Consider the following 18873-nt stretch of genomic DNA (forward strand, 5'->3'; position numbering starts at 1 on the left):
CCTTACAGCTTGCCGTCGGCGGCGAGCTTCATGAACGTCGGGTCGAACCGCAGCGTCACACGCGCCGGATCACCGAGCGTTTTCCCTGCAGGAAACGCGATCCCGACCGCATCCTTCGACGTCGCGCCCGGGCCGAACAACCCCTTGGAGAAGCTGAAGTCGCGCACTCGCGTCATCGTCGTGACGAGATCCGGCGCGGTTGCCGCGGCAACGCCTTCGCCCGGCGTTGCGTACAGATGCGTGGTGGAGAGCTGCGCATCGAAGGAGGCGGGCGTCGATCCGGCAAGCTTGGCCATCGCCGCGCGCGCCGCCTTACCCTGCGCGTCCTGCCGCTGCATCAACGTGATCGTCTCGTACCAGATCCCGACGAGCGCCTTGCCGAGGTTGGGGTTGGCCGCGAGCGTCGCCTTGTCGACGACGAGCAGATCGAGGATCTCGCCCGGGATCTTCGACGAATCGAACGCCAGCGTCGCGCCGGGTGCGGCCTTCATCTCGTTGAGCTGCGGGTTCCACGCGACCGCGGCGGTGACGCCCGGCGACGCGAATGCGCCGACGATGTCGGCATCGGTGGTGTTGACGGTCTTGACGTCGGTTAGCGCGAGGTTGGCGGTGCTGAGTGCGCGCGCGAGCAGATAATGCGACACCGACAGCTCGACCAGATTGACACTGCGGCCCTTGATGTCCGCGATCGACCGGGCGTTCTTGAGCACGATGCCGTCATTGCCGTTCGAATAATCGCCGATGATGACTGCGCTGGTGTCCTTGCCCCCCGCCGCGGGAATGGTGAGCGCGTCCATGTTGGTCACGGTCACGCCGTCGAGCTTGCCCGCGGTATATTGGTTCACCGATTCGACGTAATCGTTGACCTGCACGATGTTGATCTTGATGCCGTATTTATCAGCCCATTTCTTCACGATCCCGGCGCGCTGTGCATAGGGCCAGGGCATCCATCCGGCATAGATCGACCAGCCGATGGTGAACTCGGTGCGCGCCTTGGGCGCGGCGGCCTGCTGCCCGCACGACGTCACCAGCACCGACAACCCGACCAGGGCAGCGATTCGTGCTTTGTGGAACCAGTGAGGCATTATCAAGTCTCCACAGTAGGTTAGCGCAAAACACCCGGCCTATCTTTGCTGCCGGCAATATTACGTTTGATCCGATCCGTAATAAACCATAGTTATGTCGCACACGGAGCGCCATCCCTTTCGTGCATCTCGTCGACACAGAGGGTCGACACGGGGGGCGCGACACAGGGGCAGGAGATCGAAGCATGCCGGTTGGTTATCGCATCACTGCCCTGCTCGCCGCGCCGATGCTCGCTGCCACGATCGCGCTCGCCTCTGCTCCCGCGGTGTCGAACACGCACCGGTTCGCGCACTGGATCGACGGCACGACGCAGTCCGAACCCAAGATGCAGGTCCAGCGGTACGATGCGGATACGTTCGTCATCCGGCAGTCGGTCCACACCAATTTCGAGGCACCGTTCCTGTATCTGCTGTTCGGTCGCGACCGCGCACTGCTGCTCGACACGGGCGCGGGTGGTCTGGCGATTCGGCCGACGGTGGATGCGGTGATCGCGCGCTGGCTTGCCGATCACAAGCGAACGTCGATCCCGTTGGTCGTCGCGCATTCGCACGGCCACGGCGACCATCATCAGGAGGACGGCGAGTTCGTTGGCCGGCCCGACACCGTCGTCGTCGGTCTAAAACCCGAAGCCGTAGCCAGCTTCTTCGGCGTGGCGCATTGGCCGGACGATATCGCGACCTTCGACCTCGGCGGGCGCGCGCTGTCGATCCTTCCCACGCCGGGACACGAGCCCGCCCATATAATGGTGTACGACCCGCGCACCCGTCTGCTTTTCTCGGGCGACATGCTATACGCGGGCAGGCTGTATGTACCCGTCGACCAATTCCCCACTTTCGTGGCAAGCGCCGACCGCGTCGCCGCCTTCGCCCGCACCCATCCGGTCGCGATGCTGCTGGGGACGCACATCGAAATGACCAATGTCGCGGGCAAGGACTATCCGATGGAAGCCGCCACGCATCCCGACGAACATCCGCTGGAACTCCCGGCATCCGCCATCACGCGGTTGCAAGCGGCGGTCCACGGCATGGCGAAATCCCCGGCGATCGCCAGCCAGGGCGATTTCATCGTCTATCCGCGCCCCGCGAAACCCGCGCCATGATCCCATCGCCCGGATCTGCCATGTTCAGCGAGCGATGCGCTTGACCGTCTCGGGCATCTCCTGGTGGACGATCGCGCTTGTCGCGATCGTCGTGCTGACGGGGCTGACCGCCATGCTGTTCGTCCGCGTGCGGACGCAGCGGCGCGACGTGGACCATCGCGACGCGCAAATCCGGCACCTGACCGACGAAGTTGCCCGTCTCCACGACACGGAGGCCGCGTTGCAAAAGGCAAGGGATGCCGCCGAAGCCGCGAACCTCGCCAAGACCCGCTATCTGGTCGGGGTCAGTCACGAAATCCGCGCACCGCTCAACGCGATCTACGGCTACGGCCAGTTGCTGGAACGGGCAGGCGCGATCGATCCTGCCGAGGCGGCCCGCGTCATCCGGCGCTCGGCCGAACATCTGACCAACATCGTCGACGGGCTGCTCGATATCTCGCGGATCGAAAGCGGGGTGATGACGCTTGCCCGCGATGTCGTGCCGCTTCCCGAATTCCTCGACGCGATCGTCGCGATGTTCCGCGTGCAGGCCGAGGCCAAGGGATTGCAGCTCGATTATGCGGCACCCCGCAATCTCCCCGCTTACGTCCGCGCCGACGAGAAGCGGCTGCGCCAGATCCTCGTCAACCTGCTGTCCAACGCGATCAAATATACGCCTGTGGGGACGATCACCTTGTCGGTCCGCTATAGCGGCATGATCGCGACGTTCGAGATCGCGGATACCGGAATCGGCATTCCCCCCGCTGACCTCGAGCGCATCTTCGAACCGTTCGACCGTGGCAGTTCGGACGTTGCGCACGGCCAGCCCGGAACCGGGCTCGGCCTGGCCATCACGCGCGTGCTCGCGCAGTTGATGGGGGGCGACGTATCGGTAACGAGCACCGCCGACGCCGGAAGCCGGTTCCGGTTGCGCGTGATGCTCAGCGAGGCGCGCGACGTCTCGGTGGCGACCGCGCGGCGGCGGTCGATCACGGGCTATAGCGGTGCCCCCCGCACGATCCTCGCGATCGACGACGACCCCGCCCAGTTGGCGGTGCTGCAAGGCTTGCTGCGGCCGCTCGGTTTCGGCGTCTATGCCGCGTCGGGCGGTGCCGAGGGGATCGATCTCGCGCTGCGCTGTCAGCCCGATCTGGTCTTGCTCGATATCCAGATGCGCGACCTGAGCGGGTGGGACGTCGCACGCCGGCTCCGCGCGATCGAGGATGGCGGGATACCGCTTGCGGCCGTGGGCCGGCTCAAGATCCTGCTGGTGTCGGCCAACGCGCACGAATTCGCCGCAGGTGGCGACGGGGCGGCGGCGCATGACGGGTTTATCCTCAAGCCGGTCGAGCTGGAAGCGCTGCTCGACGCAATCGCCGCACAACTCGGGATCGACTGGCAATCGGGTGAGCCATCCGGCGTCGCGCCGCCCCCTGCCCCCATCGCAGTGCCAGACCTCAGCGCCGCCAGTGTGACCATCGCGCGGTTGCGCTATCTCGGGCAGATCGGGCATGTCCGCGACAGCGAGGTTGCGCTCGACTCGCTTGCATCCGACCATCCCGAAAGCGCCGTGGTGGTCGATCAACTGCGCGACCATCTCCGCCGGTTCGATCTCAAATCCTATCTCGGGCTGTTGAACTCCCTTGGCTGAGCCGGTCCCCTGCCAGACGGGTGCAACCGTCCTCGTGGTCGACGATACGCTCGAATCGTTGAGCTTCGTCACGGCGACGCTTGAGGCGGCGGGAATGACCGTGCTCGTCGCGGGCGACGGGGCCGACGCGCTGCAGACGGTTGCACTGGTCGTGCCGGATCTGATCCTGATGGATGCGATGATGCCCGGAATGGACGGGTTCGCCACGACGCAGCGGATCAAGGCCGACCCCCGGCTCGCAGGCGTCCCCGTGATCTTCATGACCGGGCTGACCGAAACCAAGGACGTGCTGCGTGGGCTGGCCGCGGGCGGGGTCGATTATGTGCAGAAACCGGTGGTGGTCGAGGAACTGCTCGCCCGCATCCAGGTCCATCTCGGCAATGCCCGGATCACCCAGCGCAGCCAGGCCGCGCTAGACCAGAGCGGGCGCTCGCTGCTCGCGCTCGACGGGGCGGGCCGGATTTTGTGGTCGACGCCGCGCACGATCACGATCCTGATGGCGCATCTCGAGGACGAGGCGCTGCCGCCGGTCGTGGTCGCGGCGCTGTTGCGGCTGATGGAGAGCGAAGACCTCCGCCCGTTCCGGCACGCGATCCCGGGGGGCGAACTCGAATTTACCTTGCTCACGCGCAGCGGACCGGACGAATGGCTGTTCCGTCTCGCCGAAACGCTCGATGGTGCCGAAGAACGCCTGCTCGCTACGCGCCACGGGCTGACCGACCGCGAGGCCGAGGTGCTGTTGTGGATCAGCCGCGGCAAGGCGAACCGCGAGATCAGCGAAATTCTCGGGATCAGCCCGCGGACGGTCAACAAGCATCTCGAACAGGTGTTCGAGAAGATGGGGATCGAGAACCGCGCCTCCGCCGCCGCCGCCGCGGTCAAGACGCTGGCGAGCTGACCGGTGGATCGGACGACGGTATGAAAGACCCCAGAAGCGCCGCGGCGCGGCAGGCGATCGGCACGGGAAATGCCGACCGCGCGCGGCAGATCGCCGCCGGGATTACGGACCCGGCCGAAGTGGCGTTCCTGCTCGGGCTTGCGGATGCGGTTCAAGGGCGCGTGAGCGCGGGGATCGCGCGGCTGGAGGCGGCGATCGCCGCCGCGCCGCGTGCCGAATATCTGGCGCAGCAGGCACGGCTGCTGATCCTCGTGCGGCGCGATGGCGATGCGCGCGCGGCGGCGGAGGCGGCGCTCGCCGCGGGGCCCGAAGATGCGCTGACCTATGACACGATCGGCTGCATCCATGCACGGTTGGGGGATCATCACGCCGCGCTGCGCTGCTTCGAACCCGCGGTCGCGCTGGACGGCGGCAGTTTCGACTATCGCTACAATCTGGCGCTGGCGCTGGGGTTTCTCGGGCGCGCAGTCGACGCGGCGGCGCAATATGAGCTCCTGTTGCGCCAAGCCCCGCGCGACGGACGCGCGCATTATGCGCTGTCGGGGCTCGCCAAGGCGACCCCGGCGGCGAACCATATCGATCGCCTGGAAGCGGTGCTCGCGAGCGGCCCACCCGCCGACGACACGCTGCGCATCCGCTATGCGCTGGCCAAGGAATATGACGATATCGGCGCGGCGGAACCCGCCTTCCGGCATCTGTCCGCCGCCAATGCCGCACACAAGGCGCGGATCGCCTATGATTTTGCAAACGATGCGGCGATCTTCGACGCGATCGAGACGAGTTTCCGCAAACCCGGTTTCTTCGACGGGCCGAGCGGGGTCGAGGACTCGCCCATTTTCATCACGGGCATGCCGCGGACCGGCACTACGCTGGTCGACCGGATCCTGTCGTCGCACCCCGACATCCACAGCGCGGGCGAACTTCAGGCGATGCCGCTTGCGGTCAAGCAACTTGGCGGCACGCGGTCACGGCTGATCACCGATCCCGAGACGATCGCCGCTTCGGGCACGCTCTCCCCCGATGCGGTCGGCCGCGCTTATATGGCGCATGCGGCGCAGCATCGTCGGCGCAGCGACGGACGCTTCATCGACAAGCTGCCCGCGAACTTCCTGTACATCGGCCACATCGCACGCGCGCTGCCGAGCGCGCGGATCGTGTGCCTGCGCCGCAATCCGATGGACACAGTGTGGAGCAACTACAAGAACCTGTTCGCAACGACCTCGAGCTATTACGCCTACAGCCACGACCTGCTCGACACCGCACGCTATTTCGCGCGGTTCGACCGGTTGATGGCGTTTTGGGAAACACTGGTGCCCGGGCGGATCCTGCAGCTCGGCTATGAGGATCTTGTCGCGGACCAGGAAGGCGAGAGCCGCCGCCTGTTCGCGCATTGCGGGATCGACTGGACCGATTCCGCGCTCGCCTTCCACACCAACACCGCCGCGGTCGCCACCCCCAGCGCCGCGCAGGTGCGCCGCCCGATCTACCGCGATTCGGTCGAACGCTGGCGCGCGCACGAAACCGCGCTGGCACCGGTGCGGCGCTTCTTCGACGACGCGGGGATTGCCGTCTGAGGCGTGCCGACAGCACGCCTCAGACGGCCCGTTACAGGTGCAGCCTTGCCTCGACCCCGACCGTCCGCGGCGTGACGACCGAATAGCTGTAGAACCGCCGTGAAATCCCGTAATCCTGGTTGAGCGCGCCGATCTTGCTGAAATCGTTGCCGACCGAGCTTACCGCATACACATCGAACATGTTGAGCGCGTAGAGACTGAAATCATACCGCTTGGTGCGATAGGTGAGCGACGCCCGGTTGAGCACGTAATCGGGGATGACCTCGCCGTACCCGCGGTTGCCGGTCTTGGTGAACACGTCGCCATGATAGGTCAGCGCCCAGTTCAGCGCGATGTCCGCATCGTTCGCCAGCGGGATCGTATAGGTCGCCGCGACACTCCCCGCATGTTTCTGCGATCCGGGCAGGCGATCTCCCTTGAGCGCGTCGAACGTATCGTTGTTGACGACGATCAGCCCCGGCGCGTTCTCCGTCAGATGCGCATCGGTATAGGCATAGGTCGCACTCAGCTTGAGCCGATCGCTCAGGCTCGCGGTACCATTGAACTCGACGCCTTTCGAGACTGCCGCCCCTGCGTTGGTGGTGATTCCGACCGCGCCGTTGATCGTCTGGCTACCGACCTGCAGCCCGCGCCATGCAATATGATAGGCGTCGAGGTTGAGCACCAGCCGCCCGTCGAAGAAGGTCCCGCGGACGCCGATTTCCTTATTGTACGTCTTGTCCGGTCCGTAGAATTGCTCGTTGGCGAGCGCGCAGACATTCTGGCCGGGTTGCAGCGGCAAGATGCACGGCGCGACCGTGTTCGGCCCCCCGATGCGGTAGCCGGTCGAATAGGTGCCATAGACCATCAACCCCGGGCGGAACTTGTACGAGGCGTTGGCCTTGTACACCACGCCGTCCGAACTCGATTTGCCCGAACCGATCCGCGACGGCGCGAACTGGATCAGCGGATAGGGCGTCCGCGTCAGCCCGCCGCCGAACAATGGCAGGTCGGTCCCGCCCCGCGCGGTCGCGTCATATTTGTAATAGCGCACGCCGCCGGTGACCTGAAACGCCGGAGTCAGCTTGAGCGTCGCTTCGCCGAAGACCGCCTTCTCCTTGTTCGAATTGTCGAAGAAGGAAATATATTCGAGATCGTCGACGCGCGGCGAGTCAATGAAATTGGCGAAGCCCGGGGTATATTCCTGGCGATCCCCGGCGTTCTTCAAATGATTGTAGAACCCCCCCAGCGTCCAGCTGAACGGTCCGCCATGCGTCGACACCAGCCGCAGTTCCTGGGTGAACTGCTCATTGCGGGTCGAGTTGTTGGCGTAGGACGAGAACGCCGGGAACGACTCGTAGCTGTAGTTCAGATCGAGCAGCAGATCGGTGTTGTCCGACACACCGTTGGTCCGCTGCAACGTGTACGCGGTCGAGGAGACGAGCTGCGCGATATGGCCGAGATTGGCCTGAAGCTCGAACGCATACAGATAGGCGCGCCGATCCGACGGCTCGAGATAGCGCCACGGCCCCTCATATTTGCCCGTGTTGAAGGTGAAGGCACCGTTCGACTGGCGGCCATTGGTCTTGGTCTGCTGGAAACCGAAGGTCAGATAGCCTTTGAGATTCTCGTTCGCCTCGAGCAGCAGCGTGTTGCGCGTCGTCCAGGTCCGCTCGAAATTGACGTCCTTCGCGCGTTTGAAATTGTCCTGATATTGTTGCTGCGTCACCGTCTCGTCGAACGCGCCGCTTGGCTGCGGCAGCGAGGTGCCGGGATTCTGCAACAGGAACGGGTAATCGATGAATCCGGGCTCGTAATAATAGCCCGCGGTACTGCGCAGCGCGACATGATCGCGAATGATCGGCAAGTTGACGGTGAAGTCGCCCTGGAACCCGAACTGGCTGCCCTGCGCGACGGTCGATCCGCGAACGTGCGCATCGACGCTGAAATTATTGGTATCGGGGCGTCGCGGAATATAGCGGATCGCCCCGGCGAGCGTCCCCGCGCCGTACAGCGTCCCCTGCGGCCCGAGCAGCACTTCGACGCGCTCGAGATCGAGCAGCTTGAAATCCTGATACAGCGGCACTTCGCCGAGATAGATGGCGACCGCATTGTCGCGGTTGTTGCCGAAATCGCTGGTGTCGTTGGCGGAAAGCCCGCGCAGCACGACCGTGCCCGTGGCACGCGGCCCGGTCTGGTTGATCGTCACGCCGGGGGTGAAATCGGCAAGCCCGCGGATGTCATAGATTCGCTGGGTATCAAGCTGTGCACTGCCGACCGCAATGATGTTGATCGGCACGTCCGACAGCGACGTCGCGCGCCGCGTTCCGGTGACGATGATCGAATCGGTGTCGTCGCCGACGGGTTCGGGGGCAGGCGCGGGTGTTTCGGTCTGGGCGAATGCAGGAACAACACCGAACACGCCACCAAGCGTGCTCGCGGTAAGCAATAGTGCCTTGATCTTGAACGTAGCGGACATCATTCCCCCTTTTGGCCTCAGAAATGCGAGAAATTCTGATCCCCTCCCAAGCGCATGCCGGCTTCGGTTTTTATCACCCCAATCAGGACGACCTATGGGGGCGGGGCAAAACTGGCCAATGGGGTGTTTGACGTAGGTCTTTCGGGGGGAGGATCTCGGTCTGCGCGGCGCGCATCTGGTCACGCGTTCGGGACGAATGGCGCTGATCGCGCGGCTCCCTGGTACCGACGACGGGAGCGATCACAATCCGATCGGTTCCGCACGCCCGCAGTGGGAATGCCGAGGCGTCAGGGTGTCGGTTTCGGAGGATGCAGCGGACTGGCGGAGACGGAGAGATTCGAACTCTCGGTACGGTTTCCCGTACGACGCTTTAGCAAAGCGTTGGTTTCAGCCACTCACCCACGTCTCCAGGTCACGGCGAGGTGGCTCTATAGCCGCGCTGTTCGCAGGGATCAACAGGCGGTTTGCACGACATCCGACGTGAAATCGACTCAGCCCGTCGTGGCGTTCATTGTCGCGTCATGTCATGGCGCGCTACGGTCGGTGATGCTGTTGGGGAGAATGACGATGCGCGTGGGTTGGTTTGCGGTCCCGAAGGTCGGGACGATGCTGGCACTTGTGCTCGCGACAGTCCCGCTGGGTGCACAGGTGCGGACGATCGATCCCAACCAGCCGATCGATTCGGACCTTTCCCGGTCCAGCACCGCCACCGGCACCACCGCGCGTACGCGGGCACCGGCCACGACGACGGCGATCGATACGCCGCAAAATGCCTATCCGTCGGACAGCGGCGCACCCCCGCCCTACCCCCAGGCGGCCTATCCGCAGCAGCAGCCCGGCACACCGTCCTCCCCGCGCTACCCCGATCCGCCTGCAAACGGCTCGGGCGCACCGCAGCCGAACCCGGCCGATGTCGCGGCACAGGATGGCGCTCGCGCGGGTGCCGATGCGTCCGCCGCGCAAAGCCAGACCTTCCAGCAAGGCGAACTGCTCGCCGCGGCCGAGGGCACGTTCGGCAAGGGCGCGTCAGGGCTTGCCGGGATCCTGGAGCGCACGCTCAAGGAACAGGGACAGCCCAACGCCTATATCTCCGGGCGCGAGGCCTCGGGCGCGTTTGTCGTAGGCCTGCGCTATGGCAAGGGCACGATGTTCCACAAGGTCGAGGGCGAGCAGCCGGTGTATTGGACGGGACCGTCGGTCGGTTTCGATCTGGGTGGCGATGCCAACAAGGTGTTCGTGCTGGTCTACAATCTGTATGATTCGGCCGAGCTGTTCCACCGCTTCCCGGCGGCGGAAGGGCGCGTCTATTTCGTCGGCGGGTTTGCCGCCACCTATCTGCGCCGGGGCAATACCGTGCTGATCCCGATCCGGCTCGGGGTCGGCTGGCGGCAGGGCGTCAACATCGGCTATATGAAGTTCAGCAAGACGTCGAAGTGGTTCCCGTTCTGATCACGCAGCGCGCCGCAGCGACGACGCGGACCGCATGATCCGGAACATCCTGCGCGCGCTGCTCGCACTTGCCTATCTGGCAGCGGGAATCCTCCACGTGTTCGTTCCGGCACCCTTCCTCGGCATTACCCCCGCCTGGGTACCCTTTGCGCCGTTCGTCATCATGGCGACGGGGCTGTGCGAGATCGCCGGCGCGATCGGCCTGTATGTGCCGCGGCTGCGCTGGTGGGCGGGCGCGATGCTCGCCGCCTATGCGGTGTGCGTCTATCCCGCCAACGTCAAACATGCGGTGGATTACATCACCCACGGCACCGGCGGGCTCAGCCTGTGGTACCATATCCCGCGTCTGGCGTTTCAGCCGGTGATCGTCTGGTGGGCGCTGTTCGCCGGACGCGTCATCGACTGGCCCTTTGCCAACCGGGAGACCCGCGCATGACCGAACCGACCGACGAGATCCTGATCGACACCCCCGATGGCCCGATGACCTTCGCCGAGTGGAAAAAGAAGCATCCGGTGCAGGTTCCCTCGCGCCGTACCAAGGGAAAGGATCTCCCCGTCAAAGTGAAGCGATTTACCGATAAGTAGCAAAGCGGTCGTTTTTCGATGGCACCAGCACGCGTTTCAACCGTTGCGCTCCCGAACCATGCCTCGTCGGCATGGCCGTGTATGAAAGGAACCAACGATGAACGAGAACACCTTCAAGGGCGAAGCCCAGAACGTCACCGGCTCGCTCAAGGAAGCAGCAGGCAATCTGACCGGCAGCTCGAAGCTGCAGGGTGAAGGCGTTGCGGATCAGGTTACTGGCGGCGTCAACAAGGCGATCGGCGCAGCGCAGGACGCGATTGCGACGGGCCCGGGCCCGCTGATCAATCAGGCACGCGAGTTCGCGCGCGCAAAGCCGTGGGCGACTGCAGCACTGGTCGGCACGATCGGTCTCGCGCTCATCAACACGCTGCGCGGCAAGAAGTAAGACGGATACGGGGGACCGGTTTTCCGGTCCCCCTATTCTTTGGTGGTCAGCTCTCTGGCGGTCAGCCGAAATCGATCGCCTCGAACCGGATCGGCTCGCCGATCGCAGCGTTCGCAAGCGCGCCATCCCACATCACGCGGTTGCCGCGCACGATCGTGCCCACCGGGCGGCCCGTCACCGACATTCCCGTGAACGGCGACCATCCGCACCGAGACGCGAGCCAGTCCTGCTCGATCGTCCAACGCGCCTTCAGGTCGACGACCGAGAAATCCGCGTCGTAACCGACCGCGATCCGTCCCTTGCCGACGATCCCGAACACCCGCTGCGGCCCCGCGCTCGTCAGGTCGATCACACGTTGCAGTGTCGTCCGCCCTTCTGCCACATGGTTGAGCATCAGCGGCAACAACGTCTGCACCCCGGGCATCCCGCTCGGGCTGTCGGGATAAGGCTTGGATTTCTCCTCGAGCGTATGCGGCGCGTGGTCCGACCCGAGGATATCGACGACTCCCTGCTGCAGCCACTTCCACAACCCGTCGCGATGCTCGCCCGAGCGGATCGGCGGGTTCATCTGCGCCAGCGTCCCCAACCGCGGATAGGCTTCCTCGCCCGCGAGCGTCAGATGCTGCGGCGTCACTTCGCAGCTCGCGATGTCCTTGTTCTGCCCGAGCAGTGCCAGCTCGGCCGGCGTGGTGACGTGCAGCACATGGATCCGCCGCCGGGCCGCCCGCGCCAGCCCCAGGATCCGCTTCGTCGCGAGCAGCGCGCTCTCGTCGTCGCGCCATACCGGATGCGACGCGGCATCGCCTGCGATCCGCTCACCCGCGCGCGCGTTCATCCGCGCTTCGTCCTCGGCATGGATCGCGACGCGGCGATGCCCCGATGCCAGCACTTCGGCCAGCCGCGCATCTTCGGACACGAGCAGATCACCGGTCGACGCGCCCATGAAGATCTTGACGCCGGCGGTCCCCGGCAGACGTTCGAGTTCGGCCAGATCGGCAGCGTTATGGTTGGTCGCGCCGACATAGAACGCATGGTCGCACCACATCCGGTGATGCGCGCGCGCGAGCTTGTCGCCGATCGCGTCCGCCGAGTCGGTATTGGGCTTGGTGTTGGGCATCTCGAACACCGCGGTCACCCCGCCCAGCACCGCCGCGCGTGCGCCGCTTTCCAGGTCTTCTTTGTGGACCAGCCCGGGCTCGCGGAAATGCACCTGCGTGTCGATCACGCCCGGCAGAACGTCGAGCCCGGTGCAATCGATCGTCTCGCCCGCATCGCCGCGCAGCGATCCGAGCGCGACGATCCGCCCGGCCACCACGCCCACGTCGATTTCCGCCGGGCCGCTCGGCAAATGCACCGTGCCATTCTTCAGGATCAGATCGTACGCTGCCATAACTGCCTCTTATGCAAAGCCTCACGGCGTCCTATCTCGTCAGCATGACCGAAACCACCCTTCCCGCACGATCCGACAGCATCTCGTCCGGCACCATGCTGGCCGATCGTGCGCTGCTGCGCGTCGCGGGCGATGATCCCCGCGGCTTCCTGCAGGGCCTGATCACGCAGGACGTCGCCACGCTCGACGCGGCGGCACCGCGCTGGGGCGGGTTGCTGACCCCGCAGGGCAAGGCGCTGTTCGATTTTCTGCTGTGGGCGGACGGCGACGCGATCCTGATCGATTGCGAAGCGACCGCCGCCGAGGCGCTCGCCAGACGCCTGTCAATGTACCGTCTGCGCCGGGCGATCACGATCGAACCCACGCCGGGGGCGGTTCATTGGTCCCCGGACGGGGATACGGGCGTCAGCGACCCGCGGCGCGCCGAGCTTGGACGACGCTGGCTCGGTGCGCCAGCCGAGCCTGCCACGGGATGGCTCGAACATCGCCTGTCGTTCGGCGTGACCGAAGGCCAGGCCGAACTCGGCAGCGACCAGACGCTGTGGCTGGAAACCAATGCGCGCGAACTCGGCGGAGTCAGTTTTACCAAGGGGTGTTACACTGGCCAGGAAAACACCGCCCGGATGCACCACCGTGCAAAGGTCAACCGCCGCCTCGTGGTCGCGCCGCTGACCGAACCCGGCGACCGGACTCGCGCGACTTATCCCGAGCTCGGGCTGATGGTCGAATTGCGCCGGGTCGAAGCCCTCGGTGATGCGCTGGTTCCGGCGTGGCTAGGCGGTGCCCTCGCCACGCCGGATCCAGCCTGAGCCTTAGCGCCCGACCGCGCTGTACGCGAAGCCCGCGCGCTCGACGTCGGCCGAGGGATAGACGTTGCGCAGGTCGACCATGACCTTGGACGTCATGATCGTCGAAAGCCGCTTGAGATCGAGCGCGCGATAGATGTCCCACTCGGTGACGATGACGATCGCGTCGGCACCGGTCGCCGCTTCATAGGCATCGCCGCAATAGGTGATGCCGGGAAGGACGGTCTTGGCGATGTCCATGCCTTCGGGGTCATGCGCCCGCACGGTGGCTCCGGCATCGAGCAGGCTCTGAATGATCGCAAGGCTGGGCGCGTCGCGCATGTCGTCGGTGTTGGGCTTGAAGGTAAGCCCGAGGATCGCGACTGTCTTGCCCTTGGCCTCGTTGCCGAGCGCCTTGATGACCTTGCGGCCCATCGCGCGCTTGCGGTTGTCGTTCACCTGGACGACCGCCTCGACGATCCGGACCGGGGTCTCATAATCCTCCGCGGTCTTGAGCAGTGCGAGCGTATCCTTGGGGAAGCACGACCCGCCATAGCCCGGGCCTGCGTGGAGGAACTTGGACCCGATCCGCTTGTCGAGCCCGATCCCGCGCGAAACGTCCTGGACGTTCGCCCCCACCGCTTCGCACAGGTCGGCGATCTCGTTGATGAAGGTGATCTTTGTCGCGAGGAACGCATTCGCCGCATATTTGATCAGCTCGGACGTGCGACGCCCGACGAACAGGATCGGGCTCTCGTTGAGATACAGCGGGCGATAGACCTCGCGCATCACGTCCTTGGCCCGCTCGTCCTCGGTGCCAATCACGATCCGGTCGGGTCGCTTGAAGTCGCCGATCGCGGCGCCTTCGCGCAGGAACTCCGGGTTGGAAACGACCGCGATCGGGAAATCACCGGCCAGCTCGAGCAGGATTTCCTCGACCTTGTCGCCCGTGCCGACCGGAACCGTCGACTTGGTCACGACCACGACAGGCCCGTCGATCGCCTCGGCGATCTCGCGGGTCGCTGCAAACACATAGGTAAGATCGGCATGGCCATCGCCGCGCCGCGAGGGTGTTCCGACAGCGATGAACACGGCATCCGCGCCGCGGACCGCCGCGTGCAGATCGGTGGTGAATTTGAGACGACCCGCGGCAACATTGGTCGCGACCAGTGTATCGAGGCCCGGCTCGAAGATCGGCATCCGCCCGGCTTCGAGCGCCTCGATCTTGGATGCATCCTTGTCGACGCAGATCACGTCATGGCCGAAGTCCGAGAAACAGGCTCCGGATACCAGGCCGACATAGCCCGAACCAATCATCGTAATCCGCATAGCGTGTCCCCTGAATGCCGCGAGCAATGGCGACGGGTGAGCGCATGGTACGCGTGCAATGGCATTCAATCGCCACATCGCAACCATTTGACGCATGCCCGCCCGACATGTGCCCCGTTAGCCGTACGCACGGCAAATTGCCAGCGGCGGCGATATCGCGCTGCACCGAAATAGTCCCGTCCGCGCAACGTCCCGTCTTTCGAGGACAAAGAAAAAGGGGACCGGCCGTAGCCGATCCCCTCGATCTTTTCGCCGTAAGGCTTCGAGCTTAGTTGCCCGAACCCGGACCGTACGTGACTTCCACGCGACGGTTCTGCACTTCGCGAACACCGTCTGCGGTCTCGACGCGCGGGCGGCTCTCGCCGAACGCTTCCGAGGTGATCACGCCAGCAGGGATCGAATGCGCGGACAGGTAAGCCTGAACCGAGTCATTGCGACGCTGCGACAGGCCGACGTTGTACGATGCCGCGCCCGAACGGTCGGTGTGACCTGCGAGCATGACACGTGCGCTACCGCAGTTCTGGTACTGGGCGATCGCGTTGTCGAGAATGCCAGCTGCCTCAGGCGTAACGTCCGACTTGTCCCATTCGAAGAACACGATGAACGGACCAGGCGAGCAAACCGGTGCCGGCGGGGGCGGCGGAGCTGCGGGTTCCGGCGGCGGCGGCGGAGCTGCTGGCTCCGGCGGCGGCGGGGGAGCTGCAGGCTCGCCGAAGTTGTACGTCAGACCTGCGAGCAGGCTGTGCGTACGGAACTTGCTGTCGAACTGGCGACCCGAAACGTCGATCAGGCGGACCTTGTCGGCGGTGAAGAAGCGATACTTCAGCGACGCGTCGACATGGTTGCTGATCGGCGCGCGAACACCGGCGATGCCCTGGTAGGCGAAGGTCGTGTCGCTGTCGTTCAGGAACTGGGTGTTGCCCGAGATGTCGTAACGACCCTTGACGCGAGCTGCACCGACACCGCCGCCGACGAAGCCCTGGATGCCGTCATCGTCACCGAAGTCGAGCAGGCCATTGACCATGAAGCTGAGTGCCGAGGTACGGCCGTTTGCACCGTTGTAGGTGCCCGGAACGAACGTCGTGCCGCCAACCGTGGTTGCGGTCGTCGAACGGTAGCCATCGACTGCTGCCGACTTGTAGCCGACTTCGGCTTCAACGCGGAACATGCCGAGATCGTAACCGATCACACCATCGACGTCGTAGCCGTAGTGATGATCGACGTTGCCTGCGTTGTTAGCGCCTGCGATGTTGAACTTGATATCCTCGACGATCATGCCACCACCGTCGACACCGACGTACCACGACTTGTCGCGGGCGAGGGCTGGTGTGGCAAGAACGGTGGTCGCAAGCGCCATGGTAACGGCTAGCTTCCGCATAAAAAAACCCCTTCTTCTGGTTGTCACTCGGACAGCGCAAACTCCCTACCCAATGGAAGGTTTCCGCGCAAGCGAACAAATGCCAGGATCTGTTGCTGAAATGCCACAGCAATTGGCAGTTATGCGGGGCTTAATATCAGTCCATGATGCTGCAATACGGCGATAATCTCGCCGATTGTCTGGCGTGCAGAAAGGTCACTAACGGTGCCGCCGGACGGTGCCGCGATCGCCGCTTGAGGTACGTCCAGCGCCTGTACGCCGTCCATCAGAAGCCGTCGCGCCCGCACGGTTCCCACCTCCCATTGCCCCGCGACATGACGGGCGACGCATAAATCTTTGATACTCCACGCGGACATGCCGTCGGCGGGGGCAAGAAACCGCCATCCGCCTGCGGTCCACCCCGCCAGTGCCCCGCCCCGGCCCGTCCACGCGCCACTCGGCGCGACTCCGACGATCCAGCATTGTCCGGGGAGCGGGGCGGACGGTGGAACGTTCAATCCAACCGCCTCGACGATCGGTTGCACTGCAATATCGAGCAGCGCGAGCGATTCATTGTGGGTGAGTTCCTTCTGACCCTGCCCGGCCTGCAGAAACGGCAAGGCCAGCCGTGGCGTCGTGTCGTCGCTCATGATCGCGTTCCTTCATCCTGCCCATCCGGGAACCCACAATCGCGCCGGTGGAGATTCGCCGTTGGTGCCTGCCTGCCGGACCGCGATCATCCGGCCGCTCCCCCGGTCTGCAGCGGCCAACGTCCATCGCGGGGAGACCGTGACCGCGCTCGGAGCGCCGGCTTCATCGCCGAACGTGACCCGATATTCCTCGCGTTCCTCCGCCAGTGGCGCATCGATCCCATCGCGCCACTGCCACCCGTTTCTGCTGCGGCGCACCCAAGCCAGAACGGCATTACCGTTACCGACTTCGCTGCACTGCAACAGAACCGGCGAAAGCGGCACGACCGAAACTCCGTTCACCGCCAGCACGGCACTGGCTGGCCCCGTCAGATCGCCGACGCCGGTGGCAAGAATGCGCACCGTTCCGCCGATCGCGGTCATGGGAAGATCGAGCGTCATCGTGCTTTGCGGTGTCAGCAGCGCGAAGCGATCCCCCACGGCCTGCGTACCGATCACGCGTTCGCTCCCGCGACGTCCGCGCAACAGCGTCGAAAGCTGCCAACGCGTCGCGCCAATCTGTTCCGCCGTGCCGAATTGCACGATCTCATCCCCCGCCAGCGCGAGGTTCGCCCCCGCTGCCAGGGCAGCGTCGGTTGCGCTTTCCAACGTCATGTCACCATGCGCGAGATCGACCACGAACCGTCCGGCGCGATCGACCAACGCAGCACCGCCGGCCCCCGGCACCGTCACGAGCCGCCCGATCACGCCCGCGGCGGCAGTCGCTCCTGCGCTGATCCAGTGCAGCCCGTCATTTAGGCTGTAGAGCAACGCCGCACGCCTCCAGCCGGGTTGGGTCCCCGCCGCGACGATCGTGACGCGCGGCGACGTCAACACGCTGTCGTCGAACGGCAGCATCTCGGCCACCGCGAGCAGCGTCGTCCCCGCCGCCAGGTCCGGCGCGGACAGCACCCGCCCCGGGCTCGCACGTGCCGCGGCGGTCCTGGCGGCCAGCCGGACGCACTCGAGCGTCACGACGTGCCGCTCGAACCCCCAGCGCGCGACGCGCCACACACCCGCCACCCCGCGGATCGTGACGCACGCGCCGGGGGATAATGCGAGCGCGTCCCACCCCAGCGTCACGCTGCGCCGCTCGCGCCCGGCTTCGCCGCGCGCGATCGTCCGTTCCGCGATCGTCTTGGCGGCCCCGGCATCGACCGCGGCGACCAGTTCGAGCCGATCCTCGCGCGTGCCCGGCCCGGGCCGCCACGCGCGCTGCAACCCGATCTGAAAATCTCGTGCCGGATCGTAATGCGACACGGTCACGGCGCGCGCGACCGTCTCCAGCGCGGCGATGCTGCGCCCCCGTGCGGATTGCGATCCTGCGGCGGTCACGTCGCCATCGTCGATCGCGCGCTCGGGAACGATCCCGCCCCTCAGCACCAGCCGCGCATCGTTTAGGCCGGACGCTGGCGCAAACCAAGCGCCACTCGCCTGCGTAAGTGGTTCGATCGCACTGCGCACGCTGTCGCCGTAAGCCGCGAACCCGGTGAGATCAGGCGCATCGACGGAACCGGTCACCGCGCCCCCCGCCAGTTCCCGGATGATCGTCCCGATCGGCACCGCCGCATCATCCGCGACGACCTCGAACGTCAGGGACGGGATACGATTTCCATAGTCCGCGAGCTGGAGATGCTCGAACACCGCATAGGCCAGCCCGCGGTGCGCAGGCGTCAGCGTGCCCCCCTCTGCCGCCGCCAGCAACGGGTCGACCGCCTGGTCTTCATCGCCCAGGTGCAGTCGGAACCCGGTCGCGCTCTTGAACACCCCGTCGGCCCCGCGCAACAGCTTGCCGTCCGCCCAGATCCGCCCCACCCGCTGGATCGGCCGCGCCGACAAGGCGACCGCGAACGAGACCGAATAGCTGTACGCGGTCAGGCTCGCTTGCCCCTTTCCGCTGCTGCTGGTCGCCGCGCTCTCGATCAATTCGGTCGACCAGATCACGCATCCGCCGACCCGCATCGTCCCGAAGATCCGCTGGAGCGGCGTGCCGTAACTCGACGTCTGGACCTGCAAGGCGGACAAGCGCGGCCCGCTGCGCCCCTGGGGCGGGAACAGCACAGTGTGATCGATCACGCTCCCCACGGCAGCGCCGATCGCACCGCCGATCGGGCCCCCGATCACCGTCCCCACGACCGTCAAAACGAGCGTCGCCATCG

General features: G+C 65.4%; 16 protein-coding genes and 1 tRNA gene. 9 read left to right on the forward strand and 8 right to left on the reverse strand.

Annotated features, from left to right (window positions below; translation table 11 throughout):
- Positions 1-2: 2 nt before the first annotated feature.
- Positions 3-1085, reverse strand: coding sequence for a putative urea ABC transporter substrate-binding protein (locus AC3WJR_RS14310; protein WP_492725633.1), 1083 nt, complete (start codon positions 1083-1085; stop codon positions 3-5).
- Positions 1086-1270: 185 nt separating this feature from the next.
- Here AC3WJR_RS14310 and AC3WJR_RS14315 point away from each other — a divergent pair, with 185 nt between their 5' ends.
- Genes AC3WJR_RS14315 through AC3WJR_RS14330 form a run of 4 tightly spaced genes read left to right on the forward strand, consistent with a single transcriptional unit; the run spans position 1271 to position 6287 of the window.
- Positions 1271-2185 (forward strand): MBL fold metallo-hydrolase, encoded by a 915-nt coding sequence (locus AC3WJR_RS14315; protein ID WP_492725634.1) that lies wholly within the window; start codon positions 1271-1273, stop codon positions 2183-2185.
- Between the two features lie 34 nt (positions 2186-2219).
- On the forward strand, positions 2220-3815 hold the full coding sequence (locus AC3WJR_RS14320; protein WP_492725635.1) for a hybrid sensor histidine kinase/response regulator: 1596 nt from the start codon (positions 2220-2222) through the stop codon (positions 3813-3815).
- Positions 3808-4713: a response regulator transcription factor gene (locus tag AC3WJR_RS14325; RefSeq protein WP_492725636.1), complete on the forward strand. Its 906-nt coding sequence runs from the start codon at positions 3808-3810 to the stop codon at positions 4711-4713. Before AC3WJR_RS14320 ends, AC3WJR_RS14325 begins: the two co-directional genes overlap by 8 nt.
- Before the next feature lie 20 nt (positions 4714-4733).
- Positions 4734-6287: a sulfotransferase family protein gene (locus AC3WJR_RS14330; protein ID WP_492725637.1), complete on the forward strand. Its 1554-nt coding sequence runs from the start codon at positions 4734-4736 to the stop codon at positions 6285-6287.
- 31 nt (positions 6288-6318) lie between these two features.
- Here the strand turns inward: AC3WJR_RS14330 and AC3WJR_RS14335 are convergent, their stop codons facing one another.
- Positions 6319-8745, reverse strand: coding sequence for a TonB-dependent receptor (locus tag AC3WJR_RS14335; protein WP_492725638.1), 2427 nt, complete (start codon positions 8743-8745; stop codon positions 6319-6321).
- 319 nt (positions 8746-9064) lie between these two features.
- Positions 9065-9154, reverse strand: a tRNA-Ser gene (locus AC3WJR_RS14340).
- A gap of 152 nt (positions 9155-9306) precedes the next feature.
- Here AC3WJR_RS14340 and AC3WJR_RS14345 point away from each other — a divergent pair.
- The 4 genes from AC3WJR_RS14345 to AC3WJR_RS14360 all read left to right on the forward strand — a co-directional run bounded on the left by AC3WJR_RS14345 (position 9307) and on the right by AC3WJR_RS14360 (position 11164).
- A complete protein-coding gene (locus AC3WJR_RS14345; protein WP_492726161.1) occupies positions 9307-10194 on the forward strand; it encodes a DUF1134 domain-containing protein in 888 nt (295 codons plus the stop codon).
- A gap of 34 nt (positions 10195-10228) precedes the next feature.
- The gene (locus AC3WJR_RS14350) at positions 10229-10630 is read left to right on the forward strand and encodes a DoxX family protein (RefSeq protein ID WP_492725639.1); all 402 of its coding nucleotides are present in this window, start codon (positions 10229-10231) and stop codon (positions 10628-10630) included.
- Positions 10627-10779: a hypothetical protein gene (locus AC3WJR_RS14355; RefSeq protein ID WP_170318329.1), complete on the forward strand. Its 153-nt coding sequence runs from the start codon at positions 10627-10629 to the stop codon at positions 10777-10779. The genes AC3WJR_RS14350 and AC3WJR_RS14355 overlap by 4 nt, the downstream gene beginning before the upstream one ends.
- Before the next feature lie 97 nt (positions 10780-10876).
- Entirely contained in the window at positions 10877-11164 is a 288-nt protein-coding gene (locus tag AC3WJR_RS14360) for a CsbD family protein (RefSeq protein ID WP_354278974.1), read from the forward strand.
- Positions 11165-11225: 61 nt separating this feature from the next.
- Here the strand turns inward: AC3WJR_RS14360 and AC3WJR_RS14365 are convergent, their stop codons facing one another.
- Entirely contained in the window at positions 11226-12554 is a 1329-nt protein-coding gene (locus AC3WJR_RS14365; protein WP_354278973.1) for a dihydroorotase, read from the reverse strand.
- 44 nt (positions 12555-12598) lie between these two features.
- Between AC3WJR_RS14365 and ygfZ the strand changes: the two genes are divergently transcribed.
- Positions 12599-13363, forward strand: coding sequence for a CAF17-like 4Fe-4S cluster assembly/insertion protein YgfZ (gene ygfZ / locus AC3WJR_RS14370; RefSeq protein ID WP_492725640.1), 765 nt, complete (start codon positions 12599-12601; stop codon positions 13361-13363).
- Positions 13364-13366: 3 nt separating this feature from the next.
- On the opposite strand, the gene AC3WJR_RS14375 is transcribed toward ygfZ, so the two are convergent.
- From AC3WJR_RS14375 to AC3WJR_RS14390, 4 genes are all read right to left on the reverse strand, one after another.
- Positions 13367-14668, reverse strand: coding sequence for a UDP-glucose dehydrogenase family protein (locus AC3WJR_RS14375; RefSeq protein WP_354278972.1), 1302 nt, complete (start codon positions 14666-14668; stop codon positions 13367-13369).
- Between the two features lie 268 nt (positions 14669-14936).
- Positions 14937-16046: an OmpA family protein gene (locus AC3WJR_RS14380; RefSeq protein ID WP_354278971.1), complete on the reverse strand. Its 1110-nt coding sequence runs from the start codon at positions 16044-16046 to the stop codon at positions 14937-14939.
- 119 nt (positions 16047-16165) lie between these two features.
- The gene (locus tag AC3WJR_RS14385) at positions 16166-16675 is read right to left on the reverse strand and encodes a DUF2793 domain-containing protein (protein ID WP_492725641.1); all 510 of its coding nucleotides are present in this window, start codon (positions 16673-16675) and stop codon (positions 16166-16168) included.
- Positions 16676-16687: 12 nt separating this feature from the next.
- A complete protein-coding gene (locus AC3WJR_RS14390; RefSeq protein WP_492725642.1) occupies positions 16688-18871 on the reverse strand; it encodes a phage tail protein in 2184 nt (727 codons plus the stop codon).
- Between the last annotated feature and the right edge of the window lie 2 nt (positions 18872-18873).

The sequence above is a fragment of the Sphingomonas sp. FW306-05-A genome (assembly GCF_058782275.1).